At 24.9% G+C, this 18,751-nt stretch carries 24 protein-coding genes; 17 read left to right on the forward strand and 7 right to left on the reverse strand.

The features are described from left to right. Positions 1–86: 86 nt before the first annotated feature. The 5 genes from ATCC9714_RS03770 to ATCC9714_RS03790 all read left to right on the forward strand — a co-directional run bounded on the left by ATCC9714_RS03770 (position 87) and on the right by ATCC9714_RS03790 (position 4,024). Complete coding sequence (locus ATCC9714_RS03770; RefSeq protein WP_021123164.1) at positions 87–674, forward strand: histidine phosphatase family protein; 588 nt, start codon at positions 87–89, stop codon at positions 672–674. Between the two features lie 21 nt (positions 675–695). Next, positions 696–1,337, forward strand: a complete 642-nt coding sequence (locus ATCC9714_RS03775) for a class I SAM-dependent methyltransferase (RefSeq protein WP_057544484.1) — start codon at positions 696–698, stop codon at positions 1,335–1,337. A gap of 162 nt (positions 1,338–1,499) precedes the next feature. Then, positions 1,500–1,916, forward strand: coding sequence for a GtrA family protein (locus tag ATCC9714_RS03780; RefSeq protein WP_054630092.1), 417 nt, complete (start codon positions 1,500–1,502; stop codon positions 1,914–1,916). A 239-nt stretch (positions 1,917–2,155) separates the two neighbouring features. Next, positions 2,156–3,340: a M20 metallopeptidase family protein gene (locus tag ATCC9714_RS03785; RefSeq protein ID WP_057544485.1), complete on the forward strand. Its 1,185-nt coding sequence runs from the start codon at positions 2,156–2,158 to the stop codon at positions 3,338–3,340. 30 nt (positions 3,341–3,370) lie between these two features. Further along, complete coding sequence (locus tag ATCC9714_RS03790; protein ID WP_057544486.1) at positions 3,371–4,024, forward strand: helix-turn-helix transcriptional regulator; 654 nt, start codon at positions 3,371–3,373, stop codon at positions 4,022–4,024. A 40-nt stretch (positions 4,025–4,064) separates the two neighbouring features. Here ATCC9714_RS03790 and ATCC9714_RS03795 read toward each other — a convergent pair whose 3' ends face one another. Both ATCC9714_RS03795 and ATCC9714_RS03800 read right to left on the reverse strand, forming a co-directional pair. Beyond that, positions 4,065–4,283 carry a hypothetical protein gene (locus ATCC9714_RS03795; RefSeq protein ID WP_021123172.1) on the reverse strand — a complete coding sequence of 73 codons (219 nt, stop codon included), beginning with the start codon at positions 4,281–4,283 and terminating at the stop codon, positions 4,065–4,067. Between the two features lie 65 nt (positions 4,284–4,348). Continuing rightward, complete coding sequence (locus ATCC9714_RS03800; RefSeq protein ID WP_057544487.1) at positions 4,349–5,797, reverse strand: potassium/proton antiporter; 1,449 nt, start codon at positions 5,795–5,797, stop codon at positions 4,349–4,351. A gap of 417 nt (positions 5,798–6,214) precedes the next feature. Between ATCC9714_RS03800 and ATCC9714_RS03805 the strand changes: the two genes are divergently transcribed. Continuing rightward, positions 6,215–8,377 (forward strand): GGDEF domain-containing protein, encoded by a 2,163-nt coding sequence (locus tag ATCC9714_RS03805; RefSeq protein WP_244465167.1) that lies wholly within the window; start codon positions 6,215–6,217, stop codon positions 8,375–8,377. Positions 8,378–8,567: 190 nt separating this feature from the next. Continuing rightward, complete coding sequence (locus ATCC9714_RS03810; RefSeq protein WP_021123178.1) at positions 8,568–8,837, forward strand: AbrB/MazE/SpoVT family DNA-binding domain-containing protein; 270 nt, start codon at positions 8,568–8,570, stop codon at positions 8,835–8,837. A 116-nt stretch (positions 8,838–8,953) separates the two neighbouring features. On the opposite strand, the gene ATCC9714_RS03815 is transcribed toward ATCC9714_RS03810, so the two are convergent. Both ATCC9714_RS03815 and ATCC9714_RS03820 read right to left on the reverse strand, forming a co-directional pair. Next, positions 8,954–9,454, reverse strand: a complete 501-nt coding sequence (locus ATCC9714_RS03815; RefSeq protein ID WP_057544489.1) for an ImmA/IrrE family metallo-endopeptidase — start codon at positions 9,452–9,454, stop codon at positions 8,954–8,956. 30 nt (positions 9,455–9,484) lie between these two features. Next, positions 9,485–9,886, reverse strand: coding sequence for a helix-turn-helix domain-containing protein (locus ATCC9714_RS03820; protein WP_021123180.1), 402 nt, complete (start codon positions 9,884–9,886; stop codon positions 9,485–9,487). A gap of 267 nt (positions 9,887–10,153) precedes the next feature. On the opposite strand from ATCC9714_RS03820, the gene ATCC9714_RS03825 reads away from it, so the two are divergent. From ATCC9714_RS03825 to ATCC9714_RS03840, 4 genes are all read left to right on the forward strand, one after another. Further along, positions 10,154–10,345, forward strand: a complete 192-nt coding sequence (locus ATCC9714_RS03825; RefSeq protein WP_021123181.1) for a helix-turn-helix transcriptional regulator — start codon at positions 10,154–10,156, stop codon at positions 10,343–10,345. An 11-nt stretch (positions 10,346–10,356) separates the two neighbouring features. Next, entirely contained in the window at positions 10,357–10,836 is a 480-nt protein-coding gene (locus ATCC9714_RS03830; protein ID WP_021123182.1) for a BRO-N domain-containing protein, read from the forward strand. A 371-nt stretch (positions 10,837–11,207) separates the two neighbouring features. After that, positions 11,208–11,684 (forward strand): hypothetical protein, encoded by a 477-nt coding sequence (locus tag ATCC9714_RS03835; protein ID WP_054630083.1) that lies wholly within the window; start codon positions 11,208–11,210, stop codon positions 11,682–11,684. Between the two features lie 216 nt (positions 11,685–11,900). Then, on the forward strand, positions 11,901–12,218 hold the full coding sequence (locus ATCC9714_RS03840; protein ID WP_057544490.1) for a hypothetical protein: 318 nt from the start codon (positions 11,901–11,903) through the stop codon (positions 12,216–12,218). 67 nt (positions 12,219–12,285) lie between these two features. Here the strand turns inward: ATCC9714_RS03840 and ATCC9714_RS03845 are convergent, their stop codons facing one another. Next, positions 12,286–12,774: a DUF2798 domain-containing protein gene (locus ATCC9714_RS03845; RefSeq protein ID WP_057544491.1), complete on the reverse strand. Its 489-nt coding sequence runs from the start codon at positions 12,772–12,774 to the stop codon at positions 12,286–12,288. A 164-nt stretch (positions 12,775–12,938) separates the two neighbouring features. On the opposite strand from ATCC9714_RS03845, the gene ATCC9714_RS03850 reads away from it, so the two are divergent. Continuing rightward, on the forward strand, positions 12,939–13,364 hold the full coding sequence (locus ATCC9714_RS03850) for a MarR family transcriptional regulator (protein ID WP_021128783.1): 426 nt from the start codon (positions 12,939–12,941) through the stop codon (positions 13,362–13,364). A 266-nt stretch (positions 13,365–13,630) separates the two neighbouring features. Further along, positions 13,631–13,894, forward strand: coding sequence for a hypothetical protein (locus tag ATCC9714_RS03855; protein ID WP_021123189.1), 264 nt, complete (start codon positions 13,631–13,633; stop codon positions 13,892–13,894). A 219-nt stretch (positions 13,895–14,113) separates the two neighbouring features. Here ATCC9714_RS03855 and ATCC9714_RS17930 read toward each other — a convergent pair whose 3' ends face one another. Together ATCC9714_RS17930 and ATCC9714_RS03865 are read right to left on the reverse strand one after the other, a co-directional pair. Beyond that, positions 14,114–14,293: a DUF1659 domain-containing protein gene (locus ATCC9714_RS17930; RefSeq protein WP_081013620.1), complete on the reverse strand. Its 180-nt coding sequence runs from the start codon at positions 14,291–14,293 to the stop codon at positions 14,114–14,116. A gap of 328 nt (positions 14,294–14,621) precedes the next feature. Further along, entirely contained in the window at positions 14,622–14,894 is a 273-nt protein-coding gene (locus tag ATCC9714_RS03865) for a hypothetical protein (RefSeq protein WP_057544492.1), read from the reverse strand. Between the two features lie 462 nt (positions 14,895–15,356). Here ATCC9714_RS03865 and ATCC9714_RS03870 point away from each other — a divergent pair, with 462 nt between their 5' ends. The 4 genes from ATCC9714_RS03870 to ATCC9714_RS03885 all read left to right on the forward strand — a co-directional run bounded on the left by ATCC9714_RS03870 (position 15,357) and on the right by ATCC9714_RS03885 (position 18,735). Continuing rightward, positions 15,357–16,004, forward strand: coding sequence for a response regulator transcription factor (locus tag ATCC9714_RS03870; protein ID WP_054630079.1), 648 nt, complete (start codon positions 15,357–15,359; stop codon positions 16,002–16,004). Next, positions 15,997–17,367: a sensor histidine kinase gene (locus tag ATCC9714_RS03875; RefSeq protein ID WP_054630078.1), complete on the forward strand. Its 1,371-nt coding sequence runs from the start codon at positions 15,997–15,999 to the stop codon at positions 17,365–17,367. Before ATCC9714_RS03870 ends, ATCC9714_RS03875 begins: the two co-directional genes overlap by 8 nt. A gap of 191 nt (positions 17,368–17,558) precedes the next feature. Then, positions 17,559–18,296 carry a TIM44-like domain-containing protein gene (locus ATCC9714_RS03880; protein ID WP_057544493.1) on the forward strand — a complete coding sequence of 246 codons (738 nt, stop codon included), beginning with the start codon at positions 17,559–17,561 and terminating at the stop codon, positions 18,294–18,296. A 34-nt stretch (positions 18,297–18,330) separates the two neighbouring features. Continuing rightward, positions 18,331–18,735 carry a GNAT family N-acetyltransferase gene (locus ATCC9714_RS03885; protein WP_021123197.1) on the forward strand — a complete coding sequence of 135 codons (405 nt, stop codon included), beginning with the start codon at positions 18,331–18,333 and terminating at the stop codon, positions 18,733–18,735. The last annotated feature ends 16 nt before the right edge of the window (positions 18,736–18,751 follow it).

Here is an 18,751-nt window from a genome sequence, read left to right on the forward strand (position 1 = left end):
AAATTAACTTTAATTAATGTATTTCGACATGATTTTTGGGAAAATTTGATGTTAATGTGATATTTTTAAATCATGGAGGGGATAAAATGAATAAAATATATTTTGTTAGGCATGCTAAACCTGATTTTTCAGTACATGATGATTTAACTAGGCCTCTTACTGATAAAGGGATTATAGATAGCAAAAATATATGTGAATTTTTAAAGGAAAAAAGTATAAATAAAATATATTCAAGTCCATATAAAAGGGCAATAGATACTATAAAGGAACTTGCACAAAATCTTAGTATCAAAATAGAAGTAGTAGATGATTTTAGAGAAAGAAAGATAAGTAATATTTGGATAGAGGATTTTAATAAATTTTCAAAAAGTCAGTGGGAGAATTTTGAGTATAAATTAAATGATGGAGAAAGCTTAAATGAAGTACAGTCTAGAAATATAAAGGCACTTCATAGGATACTTAATGAAAATAGTAATCAAAATATAGTTATAGGAACACATGGAACTGCACTAAGCACCATAATCAACTATTACGATAAAACCTTTGATTATTTATCTTTTACCAAAATTAAAGATGTAATGCCATTTATTGTATGTATGGAGTTTGAGAAAACTAATGTTTTAAATATAGATTATATTTTAGAAGATAGTGATAGTATATTAAGCTTAAATTAAAAATTATTTACGGGGGATATTATGAAAAATTGGTTTGATTTTTATGATTCATTAAAAAATACTTATGGAGCAGAGCCAGAACATAAAATTATTGAGTATATTGATTTGATTGAAAAAGGAAAAGTATTAGATTTAGGAGTAGGAACAGGAAGAAATTCATTTTTTCTTTCAGCATTAGGATATGAAGTAGAAGGGGTAGATATTTCTAAAGAAAATATAACTTCTTATCTTAATAAAGCAAAAAATTTGGGATTAGATTTAAAAGGAACTGTAATGGATATTAAAAATTTTGAAATTAAAGAAAATGAATATTCATTAATAATAGTTTCATGGGTTTTAAACTTTTTTAGAAAAAGTGAGATAGATATTATTATTGAAAAAATTAAAAAAGGATTAAAGAAAAATGGAATAGTTTATTTTTCTGCATTTTCTATTTTATATGATTTTTATATTAAAAATTTAGATAGATTTTGTGGTGAAGAAAATACTTTGTATTTTGAGGAATATAAAACGTATAGGTATTACTATTCTAGTAAAGATGAGATTTTAAATTACTTTAATAGTCTAGAAACAATTTCAATCAAAACAGGAATGGAATTAGATATAGATGAGAATATAGGTAAGCATTATCATCACACAATAGAGTATATTGGTAAAAAGTAATTTGAAATAAAATTTAAACTAACTAAATAAAATAAATAGCTATATCTATAAGATATGGCTATTTATTTTATTATATTTATATATAATCCAGTATTAAGATATAATATATATAATCTGATATGTAAGTATATCAAGATAAAATCAAAAGGAGATAAAATAAAGATGACTAAAAACTTTTTACCAAGGATAAAAACATTAAACTCCAAATTTCTTGAGTACATTAAATTTAATATAGTAGGGATATGTAATTTTTGTGTATCTCAGATTTTTTATCTTACATTATATATTGGATTTAAAATTAATTATATAGTAGCCTACACACTGACAAGTTTAATCAGCATAACTGCTTCTTATTTTTTAAATTCAAAAATTACTTTTAAAAATAAAGATTTTTCTTTAAAGAAGCTTTTGCTTACATTTTTAGTTTATATATTTGAATATGGAATAAATATGCTAGTTATTATAATTTTGGTTAATTACATACATATAAGCAAGGTATTTGCACCTATGGTAGCTCCAGTAGTTTCAACCATACCTGTATTTTTATTAATGAGATTAATAATTAAAAGTGAAAATTAACTTACATAAATAGTTTATAAAATATAAAGAGGGTATCGCATTTTACGAGAACCTCTTTATATTTTATAGAAAATGGACTATATATGTCCTATTTGATGATTATTATAGTAGACAAATCTAAGTTGTATAAATATAAAAACTATATACAGTATAGATTTAGGTAAGAGTAATTATTTTACTAAAAAAAGGAACAATATAAAAAGAATAAAATTTTATTAAATGAATTATGAGGTGTATTTATGGAAAACTTTATTAAACAAGCAAAATTGATAAAAGAAGATTTATTAAATTATAGAAGGACAATTCATAGTAATCCAGAGGTTGGAGATAAATTACCAAAAACTAAAGCTTTTGTAATGGATAAGTTAAGAGAGTTTGGATATGAACCTATAGAAATTTGTGAAAGTGGGATAGTAGCTACTATAGAAGGTAATAAATCTTCAAAAACATTTTTATTAAGAGCAGATATGGATGCTCTACCTATGAAAGAAGATACCAATTGTGATTTTAAATCAAATAATGGATGTATGCACTCTTGTGGACATGATATGCATACTGCAATGCTTTTAGGTGCAGCTAAATTACTTAAGCAAAATCAAGACCAAATAGAAGGAACTGTTAAATTAGTATTTCAACCAGATGAAGAAGGATTTACTGGAGCTAAAAAAATGATAAAAGCAGGAGTACTTGAAAATCCTAAGGTTAATGCAGCCATGGCTATGCATGTTCATTCTGGAACACCTTCAAATGTTGTGTTATACGGACTAGGAACTAGCATAGCTGGATGTAATAGATTTAGAATAGTTGTAAAAGGAACTGGATGCCATGGAGCTATGCCAGAAACAGGTGTAGACCCTATAAATATAGCTGCTCATATATATTTATCTCTACAAGAAATAACTAGCAGAGAAATACCTCCAACTAAGCCAGCTGTGTTAACAATTGGTAAGTTTGTAGGAGGAGATGCTCCAAATATAATACCGAAAGAAGTTATGATGGAAGGGACTATAAGAAGTTTAGACAAAGAATTAGGACAATTTATATTTAATAGAATAAATGATATAGTAAAATCAACAGCAAAAATGTTTAGAGGAGAAGCTGAGCTAATAGAACTATCTTCAGTTCCACCGTTAGCAAATGATACAGATTTAGCTAAAGAATTAGGCTCTTATGTAAAGGATTTAGTTGGTGAAAAAGGTGTTGTTGAATTTGAAGGTGGGGGTATGGGTTCAGAAGATTTTGCATCTTACTCATATGAAGTTCCAAGTGTTTATTTTATGTTAGGTGCAGGTACAAAACAAGAAAATCCACTATATGGAGAGCCAATGCACAATAATAAGGTTGTATTTAATGAAGATATAATGGTAACTGGAGCAGCAATGCATGCGTATTGTGCAATTAAATGGTTAAAAAATAATAAGTAGCATAAAGAATTTACTTAGAAGGAGATTTAGATGAGATTATTGGAAATACTATTTTATTTATTAAAAATTAATTCTAAAACCACAATTAAAGAACTAGCAGAAAGGTTTAATGTATCTGAAAAAACCATACAAAGGGATTTAGATAAATTATCACTTATTGGTATTCCTATAATTTCATACAGAGGTTTTAATGGAGGAATAGAACTAGATAAAAACTATATAATAGCTAAATATGTACTAACTGAAAATGATTATAAAGATTTAATATTATCATTGTATATTTCTGAAAATATAATAGAGGACTTAAAAAAATCAGACTTAATTAACAAATTTAAACTTGTTGACTCAACTAGATGTAGTGAAATATTAGAAAAACTACAAGATAGATTAGTTATAGATTTAGAAGAAGATAAAATAAGAACTGATAGTTATATAAAAAAAGTAATTAATAATTGTCTAGATAAAAAATCTTTTGTAAGGGTAGAAGTTAAAGGAAATATTAAAGAGATATTTCCAATCTCTTATGTTTTAAGAAGAGAAGGACTATATTTATATTTTTATGATAATAATTATAAATTAATACTGTTAGATACTATACGTAATGCCTGGGAATGTGAAAGGTATTATAATGGATCAATAATTAAATATAATGATAATAAAGATAAATTATTAGTTGAGAGTTAATAAATAAAAAAAGGGTATCGTAAAATACGATACCCTCTTTTTATAAAGAATTTGATTTATTAACACCATTTATTAACATAATATATTGAAACAAATCTGTTGTTACTTGATTATTTTTAGGATTAGGTTTGTAATGTAGTGGATATATAAAATCTTTAGTAAAAGGAGAATATTTCCCATCTAATTTAAAAAGTACGTCTTTTCCTGAATTTATATAATCATTAAAAAGATTTTTATCTATTTTAGAATAAAGATCCATATAAACTTTACTAGAATACCTTAAATAAGATAGATTATAAATTTGAAATATTTTGAGAATTTTACCTATACACTTAAATTTGGATTATTATATTTTAGTAAATCGTCTAATCCATCAAAGTTATTTCCTGTAACAACTAATACATCTTGAGGAAGTATGTTAGTTGAGCCATTTGGAATTATAACCTCTCCATGACGCTTTATCATAACAATAAGAATATCCTCAGGTATATTAGAATCCATGATAGTTTTATTTGCAATACCACTATCATAATCGACAGTTATTTCTAATAGCTTTGTATTTATTTCTTCCTTATAATCATTAAATGTTTTTAATACTGGAGACTCGTCATCAATTAAATCAAGCTTTTTAGCAATGGCAGGTAAAAGAGTACCCTGTATGGCAACAGAAAACAGTGCTACAAAGAATACTATATGAAAAATATCACTTTCAATAGGAACTCCATAAGTTAGGGCATATATTGCAAAAACTATTGAGGCGGCTCCTCTAAGTCCTACCCAAGATACAAAGAGTTGTTGTTTTATAGGAACTTTAAACCAACTTAATATACTAAAAGTTGCAATTGGTCTTGATACAAAAATCATAAATATTGATATAGAAACTCCCTGTAAAACAATAGAAGGTATTTTAGATGGAAATGCCAATAGTCCTAATATGAAAAATAGCATAATTTGCATAATCCAAGATATCCCATCAAAGAATTGAAAAACACTTTTTTTATGAGGTATTTTGCTATTACCTATCATAAGACCAGATATATATACAGATAAATATCCATTGCCACTAAAGTATTCACTTAAGGCGTAAGATAAAACTGCAATTCCCATAATGAATATAGGGTAAAAACCATCTATCTCAAAATGAATATGTCTTAATAAATAAATTGTAAGTTTGGATAATAAAACTGCTACTATAATTCCAACCACAACTTGATTTAAAAGCATAGGTAATATAGAACCATAACCTTTATTTCCAACAAGGCCTAGTATAATAACAGTTAACATATAAGCTAGTGGATCGTTACTGCCACTTTCGATTTCTAATATTGAAGCAATAGAGCCCTTTAAATTTAGCTTTTGAGAACGTAGTATTGCAAATACCGATGCAGCATCTGTAGAGGCCACTACAGAGCCTATAAGCAATCCTTCTAACAATGTTGTATTGAGCATCTTAAAACAAAACAAACCTGTTAAACCAGCCGTTATAACAACTCCAAGAGTTGAAAGAAGTATAGATGAAAAAGCAACCGGCTTTGCCATCTCCCAGCTAGTACCAAATCCTCCATAAAACATTATAAAAACCAATCCAATAGAGCATAATTGGCTTGTTAGTTCATAGTTATCAAAATATATTCCAACAATACCATCAGAGCCAAATAGCATTCCCAATACTATAAAGATTAAAAGAATAGGCACTCCAAATTTATATAAGATTTTGCTTGAAGTTATGCATATTAGTAAAACTAATGCACATGTGATCATTAAACTTGTCAAATAATTACTACCTCCTTTATTTGAGTTAATTAAGTTTTTAAATTTTAAAATTTAGAATTATTATAGGTAGGATTTTGAATAATATATAAACTAAAACTGCTTTAACTAAATATATTAATGATTGTTTTTTATTATATATTAGGACTAAATTGAAATTTTCTTTCTTTAATTTAATTTTAATATAAAGTTTACATTGATTCTACAATATATAAAAATTTATTTGTAAAATATGTGTTAATAAAAATTTTAATTTAAAGTAAAATTATAGGTAACTTCCAGTAAATAACAGTGGTCTTTAGATTACAAAGCTAAACTAGGGGAATATATGATTAAAGAAAGTATATTTTTAGTCCGTAAATACTTTATATGAATATAAAATAAATTATGCTACAGAGGAGGCTGACTTAAAAGTTGAAAATGATTAAGAGGAATATAATTTTAAACAGAATAAAAGGCATAGTTTATATATCATTAATAAGCATTTTTTTGATTCAATTGATAGAACTAAATCTTTCTAAGGAATTAAAAGAAACTACAATTGAAGTAAATAATCAAATTTCTAAAAAAATATCATTAGACATAGATAATAATATGGATAAATTATCTTATATAGATAGATATATAAAAAATGATATTAAGGAAAGCAAAAACAAATACGATGAAAATGGATTATTAAGGAAAATAAACACCATAAGTGATGGAAAGCTATTTAAATACATAGGGGTAGTAAATAAAGATGGATATATTAATTTTGGTAAGGGTAAAAAAGTATATGTAGGAGATAGAAGATATTTTAAAGATGCTATTTTAGGAAACGACACAGTAAGTGATGTAGTAGAAGATAGATTTAATCATGAAGCATCTATAGTATACTCTAAGCCTATAATAATAAATAATAAAATACAGGGGGTTATTGTTGGTTTTCAAAGTAAAGCTTCTCTACAAAAAAGTTTAGTTGAAAATGTTTTTTCAAATAATACAAAAGTAGCTATAGTTGATAAAACAGGAAAACTATTAATCACTTCAGAGGGAGAAGAAACACTTTATGAAGACTTTATAAAAAAAGGAATATCTAATTATAGTGAAAAAAACTTTCAAATATTTAAAAATGACCATATGAAATATGTAATGTCATTTGACAAAATAAAAGAAAGTGATTGGTATGTTGTTACAGTAGCATCTGTAAAACAAGCTTTTAAAGGAACATATAATACAATTAGATTAGCAAGATTAGCCATTGCTATAATACTATCCTCATATATAATCTTAGCTACAGTAAAAGATTTAAAAAAAGCTAAACAAATAAAAGAAATGAAAGATAGAGACTGTTTGACTAAGCTTAGAAATGCACATAAGTTTAAAAAAGATTGCAGTATAGTTTTAAAAAATAGTAATAAAGAAGATAATTACGTAAATATAGTCTTTGATATTAAAAACTTAAAAAGTATAAATGAGCTATTTGGATATAGTATTGGAGATAAAATAGTAGTAAAAATAGCTGATGATATAAGAGATATAGAATTTGAAAACATTAGTGGTAAGATAGGGGAAGGTATATTCTCAATATTATTTAAAATAGAGGATTTAGAGGATTTAGACAACAAAATAAAATACATAGAAGATAAAACTTCACTTTACTTTGATGGTAAAAATAAAATAGATTTAGAATTAAATGTAGGCGTATTTAAAATAAACGATAGAGAAATGGAAATGGCTAAAATTATAGACAATTCAAATGCTGCAAGAATGGAATCTAAGAAAAATAGAGAATGTCTATATTATATATACAACGATGAACTAGAATTAAAAACTCATCAAGAGATTATTATAAAAAAAGATTTAAAAAATGCATTTAAAAATAAGGAAATAGAGTTATTATACCAACCTAAAGTAAATATTCATACAGAAGAAATCGAATCTGTAGAAGCATTAATTAGATGGAAACATAAAACTTTAGGATATATTTCACCAGCTATATTTATACCTATAGCAGAAAAAAATGGAGATATTAATTTAATAGGTCGTTGGGTTATAAAAGAAGTTTGTAAAGAACTAAGAAGATGCAAGGATAATAATGAAAAGATTGTACCAGTTGCAATAAATCTTTCAAGAAGAGAATTATATCAAGTGACTTTAATTAATTACATATCGAAAATAATTAAAAAATATGATATTGAACCTGAACTTTTAGAATTTGAAATTACAGAAACAGCAGATATTAATGACACTAAAATGATAAATAAAAAAGTTGGAGATTTAAGAAAGTTAGGTATGAAAATAGCAATTGATGATTTTGGTAAGGGATATTCAACTTTAGAAAATTTAAAAAATTTAGAAGTCGATACAGTTAAAATAGATAGGTATTTATCATTAGATATAGAAACAAGTGAAAAATCTAGAAAACTTCTAGAATTAATAATTAACCTTGCAAAGGAATATAAATTTGAAGTTGTATGTGAAGGAATTGAAAATATGAATCAAATAAATATTTTGAAAAATTTAAACTGTAATATTGTTCAAGGTTTTGTATATTATAGACCAATTAGCATAGATAAATTAAAAGATGTATTAAATAAGTAAATTATTTACTTAAATTTCATTGATTTGAGAATGATTAAAAATTAACTAAATTTATATAACACACAGAAAAATGTTGAAATTTCAATAGATTCAGGACTTTATTTGAAATTAAAGGTATTTTTTTCCAGTTACTTTTCCATTAATTTCTAATAAAATATATTAAAGTATTTTGATTTATTGGAGGATGAAAATGAAAGCTAGCTCAAAAGATTTATCAGTAGGTGTGGAACGAACAGTTGATAGTTTAGGAAGAGTTGTTGTACCAAAAGAAATGAGAGATAAATTGCAATTTAAAGAGAACCAGGCAGTAAACATTAAATTATTTGAAAATCATATACAAATAGAAAAATCAAAGACAACTTGTTGTTTTTGTGGTAGTGAGGAAAGCCTAGAGCTTTATAAAAATTTCTCTATTTGCAATTCATGTTTAAGCGATATTGTTGATAAGTTTAATAAATAATTATACATAAAACTTTAAAAATTAAAGCTTAGATAAATAAAAAATATAAAAAGAGTGTATCTAATGAAATGTAGTGGTTTCAATAGATACACTTTTTTATTTTAAATTAATATATATCATATTAAAGATTCGTGATATAAAAGATTATCATTACTATATAAATATAGAGTCTTATCACCAAACTTTATATATCCTTTATCCTTTTTTATAAAATTAAGCTTAGACACAAGCATAGGATAAGGAACTTCAAGAATTTCTGCCAAATCATAAAGATTTGTTTCATTTCCTAAATTTTCAATAAGCTCATTATCTGGAATTAAAAAATTACAAGCCCACTTAAGTGCTTTTAACTCCATTGAATCGAGATTAATCCTATCTGTATAATGAGTAAGAACTCCAACAAAATTTCCATCAGTAGTAAAATGATGACCAAGTTCTTCTGAAAGAACTTCTAGAGTTTTCTTTTTATCTCCTAAAATAATTTTATTTAAAGTTATAATAGGTGGGTAGCCTTCCATTTTTGTATAAAGACCTAGTAAAGAAGGCATTAAAGTAACAGTTTCAACAACTATCCCATTTTCCTCACATAATTCATATAACTTGTCTAATTTATCCATAAACAATTATCCCCCTAAAAATATAAAAAACTAATCCTCCTTTGGATATTTAAACATAAGATAGTTAAGATAACTTTCTAATTGTTCTCTAGCTTCTGTTGATAAATCCTCACATAAATTAACCTTTTGACCATCACTAGTTGTAAAATACTCTTTAGTATCTAAATCCTTTTTATAAGAATCAGTTCTATGAGTTGCAATAGTTATATCCTTATCATCTAAAGTCTTAACAGAATTAGGAACACCTATTAAATAATCTGTAGTAACATTAAAAAACTGCGCTAATAAATTTAGCTTATCAAAATCTGGATGCTTATCTTTGGTTTCATATCCTGCGATAGTTGCTCTTCCAACACCTAAAAAGTCTCCAACTTGTTGTTGAGTAACATTTTTTTCTATTCTTAAATCTTTTAATCTTTGACCAAATGACATGAAAATTCACCTCCATTAAATCTAAATTTAATTTATTCAAAACTTTTATATTAAAAATATTTAATTATCTATCTTTAATATAGAAAATGTTTACATACTTATATTTTATAGAATGTGTGTCTTAGTGTAAACAAAAATGTGACTATTTAATAAGTTTTATAGACAAGGTTTCAAAACGTTACTATAATCATAAATATAAGGTCGTGGCATTAAGACACGAAAATATTTAAGTAACATAAAGACACTCAAAGAAAAGGGGGGATTAAAATGAGAACAAATTTAAAAGAAGTTAGAAAAAATAAAAATTTAACTCAGCTTCAAGTTGCAAACAAACTAAATATAGAAAGGTCTTATTACACAAAAATAGAAAGAGGTCAAAGAACACCATCTCTTGATATAGCTTTAAAAATTAAAGAAATTTTAAATTATAATGATGATGATATTTTTAAGAATAATTAGGAGGTATTAAAATGGAGATTTTTAAACATAAAGATTTTGGGGAAATTAGGGCTTTAAATATAAACAGGAAAGAATATTTTGATGCAGTAGAGTGTTGTAAAATCTTAGGGTATTCAAATACACATGATGCAATTACTAGACACTGCGAAAAAGAGGGAATAATTTTTTATGAAATTGGAATAGTTTCTGGTAAAAAGAGAAATGGAGAAGATATTATACAATATGTTAACAGAAAATTTATAGATGAACCAAACCTATATAGATTAATTATAAGGTCAAAGCTTAAAAGTGCTGAAAAATTTGAAAGGTGGATATTTGAAGAGGTACTTCCAAGTATTAGGAAGTATGGAGCATATTTAGGTAATAAAACTATAGATGAATTATTAGATAATCCTAAGTTCTTAGAAAACCTAATTAATAAATTAGAGTATAAAACAAACTCATATAAAGAGGTTAGAAAAGGTATAGGAGAAGATTATATACTTAGATGATGATCATAGTAATTTACATCATATTGAATCGGAGGCGCGTTTATAAACATTTTGAAAATTACTATAATCACCAACCTAGTTTATTGTAGTTAAATAAAATATAGAAATATTTCAACTACAGTTTAGATGGTATAAAGTTACCACCAATATCTAAAAAACTAATAAACAAACAACAATAAATATTTAATTTAAGTATGTTGTAGTTAAAGAAAAATATAGTCCTTTATTTAGATATATTTAAATTATACAACTTGATAAATTTAAACACAACACATCAAGAATTAATTTAAAGATTATAAAAATTCGAAATAGGAAAAGGTTTTAATAAATTAAAAGAAAAGGTGAAAACACACCGAGAAAAGAGGTATAAAATGGCTGTATTTAGACAGATACACATAGATTTTTGGCAAGATGGATTTATATTAGATTTAACACCAGAAGAAAAATATTTTTATCTATATTTAATGACAAATAGTAAAACAACACAATGTGGAGTCTATGAACTTCCAAAACGAATAATAGAAACGGAAACAGGCTATAACAGAGAAACTATTGAAAAACTATTAGATAGGTTTAAAGATTATGAAAAAATCATATATGATAAAGATACTAATGAGATATTTATATACAATTGGGTTAAGTATAATAAAATAGTAAGTCCAAAAGTAAAAAAGTGTGTTGAAAAGGAACTAAGAGCAATAAAAAGTAAAAAACTAATAAATTTATTTTTAGATGAATGTAGTAAGTATGGATACAGTATAGATACTCTATTCATACCCATACCTAAAGTAGAAATTAACTTTAAGAACCACTATGGGGAAGAAAAAGAAAAAAAAGAAAAAGAATAAAAAAAAGAAAAAGAAAAATAAAAATATATAGGTAAAGATTTAGATATAAGTAAGTATGTAAAAATTTATGAAGAGAATCTAGGAAATATAAATAATATAGCTTATAAGTGGTTAATTGAAATAAGTGAAGTTATAGATATTAAACTATTTAAAATATCTAATAGATAATAAAAGATGTAATAAAGGTTATGTTAAAGGTATTTAGGGGTTTTGTATATGACCTATAGGAATGTTATGACTTATATAAAGCAAAATATTATAGCTAAAGAAATTTATGAAAAGATTGTTGGTAAATATAAAAATGTAAGGGTGCTTTTAATAGATGATTTGTTTAAGGTAAGTATTAGTAAAAGTGATGTAAATATTATGTTTGAGATAGTGAATTTTAGATATTTTAATAATTTACCTATTATTATAAGTTGTGAAATGGGTATTGATGAGACATTATATGTTGATGAAGCTGTGGGGAGTAGGTCTTATGAGATGCGTAAGGGTTATTTGATTTATACAAATAATCTAACTAGACATTTTTAAGGAGGATTAATATATTTAAATATTAAAAAAGGACTATGAATTTTAATTCATAGTCCTTCAAATACATCTAAATTTTTAAACTAGTTGATTTTGTGTTTAAATTTTCTGGTGGAAATAACTTGAAAAATACTGTTCTTGCAGATGGTGAAACAATCAATAAATTCAATGGTATTGCAAATATAAAGTTTTTAACTATATTACTACCATAAGCCGAAAGTAAGTGTTCATTAAATCCTACATTTACAACAGCTCCATAAAATGACATCCATAATACCATACCACATCCCATAAAAAAGGCCATACAAATAGCTTTCTTTTTAACAGTATCAGTAGGGTTAATTATTTTAGGCATTATTTTTTTTACAATTTGACCAACTATAAAAATATCTCCTACTAGTGCAAATAAAAAGGCAGGGATAAATCCTAATACAGCATGCTTAAGCACATTAAAAGATAAACCTTCCATTAAAGCAATGTTATAACAGCTCATTATAAATACCATTGATGTACATATCATTAAAATAAATATAAAATGTTCTACTTTATTTTTTCCCAAATCATTCATCTCCTTATAATAGTTTGTAAACTTAGTTGACAAAACTATTATAAATTCTTTGATTAAAAATGTCAATTAAGTTGACAAAAATAATGATAATATTAAATTTATAATGTATAATATTCTTAATTGAATATAATATATTTTTAATATAGGAGAGAAAGATGAATTCATACCTAGATAATTTAAATTTAATAGATTTATTAAGTGAAAAACATGCTCAACTTCGTAAAATTGTTAGGGATAAATGGAGTGAAAATGCTGGAGAGTATATTACAGATACAGAATCATATATTATAGCTTTACTTGAAAGAAAGGCTATGACAGCTTCGCAACTTGCTAGAATAATTGATATATCTAGGCAAGGGGCACATAAAAATACTAAAAATCTAATTGCAAAAGGATATATAGAAATAGAAAATTATGATAGCTCTTCAAGAGATAAAACACTTATATTAACTAAAAAAGGTGAAAAATTTTGTGAAGAAACTTTAGTTTTAAAAAATCAATTAGAAAAATCAATTGAAGAAGTTATTGGTACTGATAATTTAACAGTATTAAAGTCATGTTTGAAAGAAACTTGGTTTTAATTACTTTAAATAAAAATTCCCTTATGATAGTTATACTAAAATAACTTTAAAATATTTTGGAAAAAATCATGTATGAATACTATAGAAGCTTTCATATTGTAAAAAAATTAGTAGCAGTAGTAGGAAATGATAATTCTAAAAAGTTTTTTTGATTATATAAAAACTGGGATTTAGAGGGAAGAAAAACAACTTTGAGTGAATATTTTAATATCAATATTTTACTGGAAGAAATATTAAATTATTAACTAATGAAAAGGGGGATAAAAATGAGGAAGTTTATAAATCCATTAATGGGTATTATAAGTGGATTAGCTTTAATGCTATTAAATGTATTAGGACCTTCAATAGTTGGAGATTTATATCTAAGACTTACAGGGGGAAACACTGAATTTCATACTGGATTGGGATGGATAATTGCTATAATTCATATGATACTTTTAATATTATCTATAATTGGATTGATAGTAACTATTATATCTGCAATTACTATATTGAAAATATTGGTAAAATCATATAAAAATCCAGCTTAAAAATTAAAATAACTGTATATTAGAGAATTGGGTATTTAATTTTAATATACAGTTATAACTTTATATTTTAGTATTTAAAAATATATAATTTATTTTAATTTTAACAACTTCATATGGAAAAAAATAGAGCAATAAATTTAATCTATTGCTCTATTAATTAACAATTTGATTTTTCTTAACCTCCATAAAAACACCTCCTTTTAACTAAACTAAAACTAATTAATTTAAAATAGTATTATCTTGTTTTAAAACCTCAAGCTCAGTATGAACTTGAAGACCTATAATAGCCTTAGATATATCTAACACATCTTGACTATTAGCATCATGGCGAACATTACTATAAGTCCTATTTTTTACAATAGTATTACCTTCATCATTAAGACCAGCATCTAATTTTATTTTTAAAGATGTCTAAATAAAAGTATCAAACTTAAAAATCATAAAATTACTAATCATATAGAACTGCCCGTAGAGGATTTGTTTAAGAGAAGAAAGCTTAATTTAGAGTATATAGAGAGGATTTTTCGTAATAAAGTTGAGGTTTGTCGTGATAAAATATGTAACTAATAAAAATAGGTAGGAATTAATATCTAACTTAAAATTTATAATTTTACGAACAAAAAAGCTAATAACACAATATATTAGCTTTTTGAATTTAAATAAAATTTTATTTATAAAAATAAAAGAGTGTTAATGATAACATAATCTCTTTTATGTAAGTTTATACTTAAAATATTAACATTCCTGTGATAAATCCTACTATACTAAATATTATAAAATTTATAGTCGTTAATATTTCTTTGGATATATTCTTCTTAGAAATTATATTACATATAACAGACATTAGATTTAAACATAATCCTAAAGATGCAAACACAATAGCAATTTTTCCAAATGCATTTACGTGAGGATTGTTACCAAGTAAATAGTGTGAAATTATAGCTATGCAAACAAGTGTTGAAATTGTAGTTATAAATAATGAGTTTTTTTTAGCTTCCATAAAATACCTCCCTAAGATGCCTTATTCTAAATTATAACATTATAGAATAAAACTATATTAAAATTGGACTAAGATAAGCTTTTTAAGGAGCGAAATAGAATAACTAAATAATCTTATCGGACAACTAGCCACACCACTTTTTTTAAAATACCTAATATAATGAAAATAACTATCAAAGATATCCTACAAAACAACCAAGACCTAGCTCAATTAATTGTAATAGAAAACTTCAAAAAACTAGTCAAATATATGGGAGGAAGATCCATATACATACCAAAAGAAAAAAACTTAACTCTAAACCTAAGAAATCAAATAGGGGGTATCGTAAAACACGAGACCCTCTTAAACAAATACATATATTTTATTAAGAATATAAATAATAAAATAACTGTAACATTCATGTAATAAACTAATGATAAAATAATATATAAACAAAAGTGATTTTATAAAGGACGTGAAGACATGAACATACTAGTAGCAGATGATGAACTAAGCATGTTAAAAATAATAGAAGCTTACCTAAAAAAAGAAAACTTCAACGTATTAACAGCAAGTGATGGAGAAGAAGCACTAGAAAAATTCTATGAAAATAAAATAGACTTAGCGATACTAGATTGGATGATGCCAAATATAGATGGAATAGAAGCTTGTAAACAAATAAAAGAAAAAAGTGATACAAAAGTAATGATGCTAACAGCAAAAGGACAAGTTGATGATGAAATAGATGCCCTAAATATAGGAGCAGATGACTATATAAAAAAGCCCTTTGATCCAAGATTACTAATAATAAGAGTAAAAAAATTAATAGGATATAATGATATATTCAAACTAAAAAACTTAAAAGTAGATTTAAAACAACAAAAAGCATTTAAAGATGATAAAGATTTAGGGCTTACAAAAACTGAATTTGAATTATTAAAAACTCTTGTAAATAACAAAGCGTCAATACTACCAAGAGAAAAGTTACTAGATTTGGTGTGGGGTATGGATTATTATGGCGATTTAAGAACAGTAGATACCCATATAAGAAGGCTAAGAAGAAAAATTGGAGAAGAATACATAACTACTCACAGAGGTTTAGGTTATTGCTTGGAGGATGTAGATGACTAAACTAAATAAAAAACTAGCAATTAGTATATCTATGGTAGTTATATTAGTTTCGATTATATCTTTAGCATTAAATAATATATTTATAGATAAATATTATTTACATGAAAAAAAGAAAACTATAAATAAAATAGGAGAAGAAATTGAAGATTTAAATATAGAAAGTGCAATAAAAAATATTAATTTACTAGAAGAAAAATACAAAACATCTATAGTTTATATACCTGTGAATTTAAAAGGAGATAGTGAAAATTTTATAACCCAAAACCTAGTAAATGAATTTAGTAAAAAAGGTATAAGTTTAAAAAAATTTTGGCTTTCAAAACCAAAGATAGAAGATATGAAAGAAAAAAGTATAAATGAAATATATAATCAAGGAAAGTTAAAATATAGTATATTGACTAAATTCATATTAAAAGACAATTATATATTTGCAGTAACAATGCCAATAGAACATTCACAAGAAACTATAGCTATTATAAATAAATTTAACTTAATACTGACAAGTTTTTCAGTAATTATAATAGTTATTCTAACATTTATACTATCTAAAAAGATAATAAACCCATTAGAAAAAATAAAGCTATTATCTAGAGATATTGCAAAATTAAACTTTAGAACTGAAAAAATAAAAACCAATGATGAAATAGAAGAACTAGCAGACAGTGTAAATCAAATGAGTATGAGTTTACAAAATGCTCAAAATGAATTAAATAAAAGAAATGAAAATTTAAAGATTTTTATTGGTGGAGCATCTCATGAACTAAAAACTCCAATAGCTTTAATAAAAGCATATGCAATGGGGATTCAAGATGGAATAGACGATGGAACTTATTTGGACACAATAATAGAACAAAGTGAAAAAATGAATGACATAATAAATAACTTATTGTATTTATCCAAATATGAAAAAAGAGAATTAAAATTAGAAAATGTAAATTTAAAAGATTTACTAGAAGATACAATTAAGGAATATGATGTTTTTATAGAAAGTAATGACATAGAAGTGAATTTAAATATAAGTAAAGATAAATTTATAATAAATACAGATAAAGAGGGGATAAAGTTAGTAATAAACAACTTAATAAGTAATGCGATAAAATATACAACAGATAAAAAAATATATATAGATTTAAATAAAAATGAAAAAATTTATTTAGCTATATATAATAAAGCTAATCCTAATATAGAAAAAGAATTAGAAAAAATATGGGAACCTTTTTATGTATTAGAAAAATCAAGAAATAAACAACTATCAGGAACTGGATTAGGTCTTAGCTTGGTAAAAGAGATACTAGATTCTCATAATTTTAAATATGGAATAAAATTAAATAATGAGTATTTAAAATTCTTTATAGAAATTTAAGATGACTTTTTAGGCAAATAATAAAAAATTTCAAATTAAGAACGACACAGTTTATGTAACTGGTAATAAGCGAGTTAAAAGAATGCTATAATAAAAAAGTAAACAATGGTTATAAATGGGGAACTGAAGTTATGTTATTATTTTAATTGATAACATTAATATTATAGATTTTAAAAAGGAGTATGTTTAGGATGAAAATAGTAAAAAGATTAGTAGTTTTATCAATTGTATTGATGATATTTACATCTATATCATATGCTAGACCTGGAGGGGGTTCGTCTGGAGGTGGAGGATCATCAGGGGGCGGTTCAGGGAGTCATTCTTCTAGTGGAAGAGGTGGAAGAGTTCACAGAACGAAAGAAGATCATAAAGGACAGTTTGTCACATTTGTATTATTCTCATCAGTGATTTTTATAATGGGAAATACTAATAATATAATAATTAGAACTAAATTGATTAAAAGAAAACATCAGTATAAGAAAGTATTAAAAGAGTTAAGTAAATCTAACCCAGACTATAAATTAGAAAAAATACAAAAAGATGTTAGTGATACTTTTTACATAATGGCAAAGGCTTGGACTGAAATGAATCAAGATATAGCTATTGAGTATTCAACTGATAAACTATATAGAAATCATAATACTAAACTTCAATGGATGGATGCTAGAAATGAAAGAAATATTTTGAAAAATGAAAAACTACTTTCTGCTAAAGTTTTTGAAATTGATAATGAAAGTAATATATGGGTAGTAATAAGAGGTTCGATGATTGATTACATAGAAAAAGAAGGGCAAATAATAGAGGGTAGCAAGAATATTCCAAGTAAGTACATTGAATATTGGAAGTTTAATAATGTAAATGGAAAATGGCTACTAGATGAAATTAAACAAGTAGATGAGTTAGATGAAATACTTCAAAGGGTGAATTAAGGTTAATAAAGATATAAAAGGGGAAATTACATTTATGATTAATTATAAGGAATTTGATTCATCAATGATTGAGGAAATAAAAGATATTTATAAAGAAGAATCTTGGAATGCCTATTTAAAAGATGATGAAAAACTAATAAGAGCATTTGATAATTCATTATATATAATGGGAGCATTTGATAATTGTAAACTTGTAGGTTTTATTAGATGTGTTGGGGATGGAGAACATATTTTGGTAGTGCAAGATTTAATTGTTGAGCCTAAGTGTCAACAACGTGGAATTGGAACATATCTTTTTAAGACTATAATGCAAAAATATTCTAATGTAAGAATGTTTATGGTTGTAACTGACTTAGAAGATATAGTTGATAATAAATTTTATAAATCATTTAATCTGAAAAAGTTAGAAGAGATGAATATGGTTGGATATATTAGATAAATATTATATGATTCAT

The organism is Paraclostridium sordellii (assembly GCF_000953675.1).
In the GTDB taxonomy this organism is placed as follows: domain Bacteria; phylum Bacillota; class Clostridia; order Peptostreptococcales; family Peptostreptococcaceae; genus Paraclostridium; species Paraclostridium sordellii.

Coding starts and splice junctions, on each gene's coding strand:
- ATCC9714_RS03835 (WP_054630083.1), top strand. CDS start 11,208: ATGGCTGTATTTAGACAGATACACATAGATTTTTGGCAAGATGGATTT.
- ATCC9714_RS03870 (WP_054630079.1), top strand. CDS start 15,357: ATGAACATACTAGTAGCAGATGATGAACTAAGCATGTTAAAAATAATA.
- ATCC9714_RS03830 (WP_021123182.1), top strand. CDS start 10,357: ATGGAGATTTTTAAACATAAAGATTTTGGGGAAATTAGGGCTTTAAAT.
- ATCC9714_RS03770 (WP_021123164.1), top strand. CDS start 87: ATGAATAAAATATATTTTGTTAGGCATGCTAAACCTGATTTTTCAGTA.
- ATCC9714_RS03880 (WP_057544493.1), top strand. CDS start 17,559: ATGAAAATAGTAAAAAGATTAGTAGTTTTATCAATTGTATTGATGATA.
- ATCC9714_RS03865 (WP_057544492.1), bottom strand. CDS start 14,894: ATGGAAGCTAAAAAAAACTCATTATTTATAACTACAATTTCAACACTT.
- ATCC9714_RS03885 (WP_021123197.1), top strand. CDS start 18,331: ATGATTAATTATAAGGAATTTGATTCATCAATGATTGAGGAAATAAAA.
- ATCC9714_RS03875 (WP_054630078.1), top strand. CDS start 15,997: ATGACTAAACTAAATAAAAAACTAGCAATTAGTATATCTATGGTAGTT.
- ATCC9714_RS03790 (WP_057544486.1), top strand. CDS start 3,371: ATGAGATTATTGGAAATACTATTTTATTTATTAAAAATTAATTCTAAA.
- ATCC9714_RS03815 (WP_057544489.1), bottom strand. CDS start 9,454: ATGGATAAATTAGACAAGTTATATGAATTATGTGAGGAAAATGGGATA.
- ATCC9714_RS03795 (WP_021123172.1), bottom strand. CDS start 4,283: ATGGATCTTTATTCTAAAATAGATAAAAATCTTTTTAATGATTATATA.
- ATCC9714_RS03825 (WP_021123181.1), top strand. CDS start 10,154: ATGAGAACAAATTTAAAAGAAGTTAGAAAAAATAAAAATTTAACTCAG.
- ATCC9714_RS03780 (WP_054630092.1), top strand. CDS start 1,500: ATGACTAAAAACTTTTTACCAAGGATAAAAACATTAAACTCCAAATTT.
- ATCC9714_RS03775 (WP_057544484.1), top strand. CDS start 696: ATGAAAAATTGGTTTGATTTTTATGATTCATTAAAAAATACTTATGGA.
- ATCC9714_RS03810 (WP_021123178.1), top strand. CDS start 8,568: ATGAAAGCTAGCTCAAAAGATTTATCAGTAGGTGTGGAACGAACAGTT.
- ATCC9714_RS03855 (WP_021123189.1), top strand. CDS start 13,631: ATGAGGAAGTTTATAAATCCATTAATGGGTATTATAAGTGGATTAGCT.
- ATCC9714_RS03820 (WP_021123180.1), bottom strand. CDS start 9,886: ATGTCATTTGGTCAAAGATTAAAAGATTTAAGAATAGAAAAAAATGTT.
- ATCC9714_RS03840 (WP_057544490.1), top strand. CDS start 11,901: ATGACCTATAGGAATGTTATGACTTATATAAAGCAAAATATTATAGCT.
- ATCC9714_RS03805 (WP_244465167.1), top strand. CDS start 6,215: ATGATTAAGAGGAATATAATTTTAAACAGAATAAAAGGCATAGTTTAT.
- ATCC9714_RS03850 (WP_021128783.1), top strand. CDS start 12,939: ATGAATTCATACCTAGATAATTTAAATTTAATAGATTTATTAAGTGAA.
- ATCC9714_RS03785 (WP_057544485.1), top strand. CDS start 2,156: ATGGAAAACTTTATTAAACAAGCAAAATTGATAAAAGAAGATTTATTA.